Origin of the sequence: Micromonospora globispora, from assembly GCF_003857015.1 — a bacterium.
Lineage (GTDB): Bacteria > Actinomycetota > Actinomycetes > Mycobacteriales > Micromonosporaceae > Micromonospora > Micromonospora globispora.
This window is the reverse complement of the sequence record NZ_QGGF01000535.1, coordinates 1-3,527: the sequence shown is the minus strand read 5'-3', so window position 1 is coordinate 3,527 and position 3,527 is coordinate 1. Positions and strand designations below refer to the sequence as shown.

5 protein-coding genes are annotated in these 3,527 nt (G+C 72.1%); 4 read left to right on the top strand and 1 reads right to left on the bottom strand.

Annotated elements, in window-relative coordinates:
- Positions 1-674 (top strand): hypothetical protein (locus DKL51_RS28140; RefSeq protein ID WP_124812682.1); only part of this gene is annotated, 674 nt, incomplete at its 5' end.
- Positions 675-870: 196 nt separating this feature from the next.
- Here the strand turns inward: DKL51_RS28140 and DKL51_RS28135 are convergent.
- Positions 871-1,050, bottom strand: a complete 180-nt coding sequence (locus DKL51_RS28135; RefSeq protein WP_109947968.1) for a DUF4236 domain-containing protein — start codon at positions 1,048-1,050, stop codon at positions 871-873.
- 248 nt (positions 1,051-1,298) lie between these two features.
- On the opposite strand from DKL51_RS28135, the gene DKL51_RS37315 reads away from it, so the two are divergent.
- The 3 genes from DKL51_RS37315 to DKL51_RS28125 all read left to right on the top strand — a co-directional run bounded on the left by DKL51_RS37315 (position 1,299) and on the right by DKL51_RS28125 (position 3,474).
- Positions 1,299-1,382, top strand: a complete 84-nt coding sequence (locus DKL51_RS37315) for a putative leader peptide (RefSeq protein WP_369008651.1) — start codon at positions 1,299-1,301, stop codon at positions 1,380-1,382.
- Between the two features lie 152 nt (positions 1,383-1,534).
- A complete protein-coding gene (locus DKL51_RS28130; RefSeq protein ID WP_124812681.1) occupies positions 1,535-2,566 on the top strand; it encodes an ABC transporter substrate-binding protein in 1,032 nt (343 codons plus the stop codon).
- Positions 2,563-3,474 carry an ABC transporter ATP-binding protein gene (locus tag DKL51_RS28125; protein ID WP_109947966.1) on the top strand — a complete coding sequence of 304 codons (912 nt, stop codon included), beginning with the start codon at positions 2,563-2,565 and terminating at the stop codon, positions 3,472-3,474. The genes DKL51_RS28130 and DKL51_RS28125 overlap by 4 nt, the downstream gene beginning before the upstream one ends.
- Positions 3,475-3,527: the final 53 nt, after the last annotated feature.

Below are 3,527 nucleotides of genomic sequence, written 5' to 3'. Positions count from 1 at the left end.
GGCTCGGCCCGGTGGAGGCGACGCTGCCGGCCGACGTGGCCGTGCACGTCGTGCCCGGCCACCCGGACCGACTGCCGGTGGCGCTCAAGGCCGCCGGTGCGGCCGGGGCGCCGCTGCTCACCGTCGTCGACGGGGGAGAGCCGACGCCCGCTGTGCTGGCCGCCGCCGCCACCGGCCGCCCCGCCGAGCTGCTGCTGGTCACCGATGCCGGCCGGTCGCTGCGGCCCGCGCTGACCGACGCCGGCTTCCCGCTGGTCACCGAGGTCGAGCTGGTACCCGCCGACGACTCGCCAGCCCGGCTGCTCGCCTTCGGCACCGGGTCCGACCGCAGCCTGGAAGCGGTCAAGGACGCCTTCTGGGCGGTCGACGAGTACGCCGGGGTGCGCTACCGCGACCCGGCCGACCCGGCGGGGCGGCTGCTGGCCATCAGCCTCGACCCGGAACCCGGCCCGCTGCGCCGCGAACTGCTGGCCGAGCTGGCCCGCTCCGGCCCGCGCACGGTGACCGAGCTGCGCCGCTTCACGGTCACCTCGACGGTCTACCGGGCCGTGGACGCCAACCGGGCGCTCACCTCGCTGCTCGGCTCCGGCGCGGTGACCCGGGTGCCGGAGCACGGCCGGCTCGGCGGGGACGTGGTGATCAGCCCCGCCCCCGGCGCTGGCTCACCTGTTTGACCACGAGGGACACTCCCAGCACCAGCAGCAGCAGGCATGCCACCAGCGCGCGTCGCCGTTCTCACCGGTACGACCCCTGCGCCATGCCGCGATTCTGCGCTGGCCCGCGCAGCCTCCGGCCGGAACGCGCAGGCCTGCCCCGAACGCCGGGCGGGGTGCCGGTGAGCTCACCGGCACCCCGCTCGACCTCGGGACGTCACGCCCGGGACTTGTCCTGCTTCCAGGAGAGCGGCCCCGGCAGGTCCACGCGGTGGGCGCGGGACCGGGAGTTCCAGGACCAGCGGCCGATCTTGATACTCCAGGAGGAAAAGCCGTTCTCGGTGAAGTTCAGCACCAGCGGGCCGTACTTCTGACGCTTGCGGAACTGCAGGCCCATCGTGGGCTCCTCTCGTCGTCTTCCCTGCCTCTGCGGCATCGAACATGCCCGAAACGCCGTTTCACGAAACCCGGCCGGATCCGTACTGGACGGTGCCGCCACACTCTGGTGGGAATCCCTACTCAACAGGTGGGTGTTAAGGGGCCATAAACCGTGGTGGGGCCCGCTCGCAACAAAGCAAGCGACGCAGGTCTCACTCTGTGGAAGGGGCGTTGACCGGCTCCGAGAAGGGCAGGCAGCATGAGGTCATGTCGCAGCGGGACGAGCTTCTCCTCACCGCTCGCGTGCACGTCGACCTGGTCCGGCACGCGAGCGCGCTCTGTTTGAGCTGACCCGGTTCTTCCGGCTCGGCTCCCCGTCGTCGTACCTCCTCCGCCCGTCCGCTCCCCGTCGCCCGGCGCACCGTGGCCCGGCCGGAGCGGCGTGCCGTCGCGCCCCTCGTGGGCTCCCTCCACCGCATCGTGGACAGATCAGGAGACCCTCCATGGCCTCATCCCGTCATCCGCTGCGGCGCACCGTCGCCGCCGCCGTCGCCCTGCTCGCCCTCGCCACCTCCGCCGCTTGCGGCACCGACGCCGCCGCCGGGGGCAGGCAGACCACCGAGCTGCGCTACCAGGGCTCGGTCGGCCAGGTGACCCTCCCCGAACTCGCCGCCGACCTCGGCTACCTCGGTGACGTCAAGCTGAAGTGGATCGGCAACGTCACCGGCGGCCCGCAGGACATCCAGGCCACCGCCACCGGCCAGAGCGACTTCGGCGGCGCGTTCAACGGCGCCATCGTCAAGCTCGCCGCCGCGAACGCCCCGATCACGGCCGTGGTCAGCTACTACGGCTCCGACGCCCAGACCTTCCAGGGCTACTACGTCCTCAACGACAGCCCGATCCGCGGCCCGCGCGACCTGATCGGCAAGAAGGTCGGCATGAACACCCTCGGCGCGCACGCCGAGGCGGTGCTCAAGACCTGGCTGGTCAAGGGCGGCCTGAGCGCCGCCGAGATCGCCAAGGTGGAGCTGGTCGCCCTGCCGCCGGTCAACATCGAGCAGTCGCTGCGGCAGCAGCAGATCGACGTCGCCGTGCTCGGCGGGGTGATCCGCGACAAGGCGGTGGCCAACGGCGGCATCCGCACCGTCTTCACCGACTACGAGCTGCTCGGTGCGTTCAGCGGCGGCTCCTACGTCTTCCGCGACGACTTCATCAAGCGCAACCCGCAGACCGTCAAGGCGTTCGTCACCGGTGTCGGCAAGGCGATCGAGTGGGCGCGCACCCAGCCGCGGGAAACCGTCGTTGGCCGGCTGGAGTCCATCATCGCCAAGCGCGGCCGCAACGAGGATCCGTCGCTGGTTCGCTACTGGAAGAGCACCGGCGTCGCCGGAAAGGGTGGCGTGATCAGCGACCGCGAGTTCGCCACCTGGATCGACTGGCTGGCCGACGCCGGCGAGCTGAAGGGCGGCAAGCCGAAGCCGTCCGACCTCTACACCAACGAGTTCAACCCGTTCGCCTCGGGTGGTGGCGCGTGAGCCCCGACAAGATCCTCTTCGACCGGGTGACGAAGAGCTTCCCGGTCCGCGCCGGCCGGCGCACCACCGCCGGCGCAGTCACCGCCCTGGACCGGCTCACCCTCGACGTACGCCCCGGCGAGTTCCTGGTCGTCGTCGGCCCCAGCGGTTGCGGCAAGTCCACCCTGCTCGACCTGCTCGGCGGCCTGTCGACGCCCACCTCCGGGCAGGTGCTCGTCGACGGACGCCCGGTCACCGGGCCCGGGCTGGACCGGGGCATCGTCTTCCAGCAGTACGCGCTGTTGCCCTGGCGTACCGCCGGCGGGAACGTCGCGTTCGGGCTGGAGGCCAAGGGCGTGCCCCGCGCCGAGCGGGCCGACCTCATCGCGCACCATCTCGACCTGGTCGGGTTGAGCGGGTTCGCCGACCGCTACCCGCATGAGCTCTCCGGCGGCATGAAGCAGCGCGTCGCCATCGCCCGCAGCCTCGCGTACGACCCGGACGTGCTGCTGATGGACGAGCCGTTCGCCGCGCTGGACGCGCAGACCCGCGACTCCCTTCAGGACGAGCTGGTCAGAATCTGGGCACGCACCGGCAAGACCATCGTGTTCATCACCCACGGCATCGACGAGGCGGTCCACCTCGGCCAGCGGGTCGCGGTGATGACCTCCCGTCCCGGCCGGATCAAACAGGTTATCGACATCGAACTGGGCGACCGGGACGCGGTCGAGGACGTCCGCTCCTCCGACGCCTTCCGGCACCACCGCCACCAGATCTGGACGCTGCTGCGCGACGAGGTCCGCGCCGCCCAGTCCGCCGAACGCCCCGCCCTGACCCTGGTCGGCGGCACCCGACGTACCACCGCTGTCGCCGGCGCGGACCGCGCCACGGCGACGGCGGCCCGAGGAGAGGAGGCCCGCATTGGTTGACATCGCCGAACGGCCCGCCCGGCTGGCGGCCCCGCCCGCCGCGCCCCCGGGGG

Bases quoted from the DNA above. Each gene is read 5' to 3' on its own strand.
- DKL51_RS28135 (WP_109947968.1), bottom strand. From the start codon at position 1,050: ATGGGCCTGCAGTTCCGCAAGCGTCAGAAGTACGGCCCGCTGGTGCTG.
- DKL51_RS37315 (WP_369008651.1), top strand. From the start codon at position 1,299: ATGTCGCAGCGGGACGAGCTTCTCCTCACCGCTCGCGTGCACGTCGAC.
- DKL51_RS28130 (WP_124812681.1), top strand. From the start codon at position 1,535: ATGGCCTCATCCCGTCATCCGCTGCGGCGCACCGTCGCCGCCGCCGTC.